This window comes from Acidovorax cavernicola (assembly GCF_003581445.1).
On record NZ_QXMN01000370.1, the window covers coordinates 1 to 530 of the forward strand.

The 530-nt window shown below is 58.3% G+C and carries 1 protein-coding gene and 1 pseudogene; one reads left to right on the forward strand and one right to left on the reverse strand.

Annotation, left to right across the window (positions count from 1 at the left end; genetic code table 11):
* The coding region (locus tag D3H34_RS33715) for a DUF3579 domain-containing protein (protein ID WP_119558936.1) at window positions 1-138 on the reverse strand (138 nt) is incomplete at its 3' end.
* Between the two features lie 240 nt (window positions 139-378).
* On the opposite strand from D3H34_RS33715, the pseudogene D3H34_RS33720 reads away from it, so the two are divergent.
* Window positions 379-530, forward strand: a pseudogene (locus D3H34_RS33720) (aminotransferase class III-fold pyridoxal phosphate-dependent enzyme); the annotation flags it as partial.

Genomic DNA, 530 nt, shown 5'->3' on the forward strand with positions numbered 1-530 from the left:
GCTGCCGGGATGGGCCCCCCCTGGGCGGAACTGGCTCATGACGCCGGCCAGGCGCTCTGCCCAGTCGCTGGGCCGAAAGGTTTTTCCGTCCCGGGTCAGGCCCTGGATGAACAGTTCTTGTGAGTTGGGGGAGACCATCGATATCGTTGTGCAAAGTGATGTGACCACAGCGGGATCGCCGCCGGCAGGTCAATGGAAGATTCTAACTCTTATACAAGAGTCAAGCTAAGCAACCGAGCGGTCCATGGGTCCATTGCACGGCTGTAATGCGTATTCCTCAATTTTCATCCTGCCTGGCCCATCTAAAATTGTAGTTCGCTCAACCCGGGCACGGACGCAATGTCCATGCCACCCCTGCATTCTTGGGAGATTTTTGCAATGACCGCTTTCATTGAGGCTGCCTCGCCCCACGTGATGAACACCTATGGCCGCGTCCCGATCGCTCTGGAACGAGGCCAAGGCTGCCGCGTCTGGGACGTGAATGGCAAGGAGTACCTCGATGCGCTCGGCGGTATTGCCGTGAACACGCT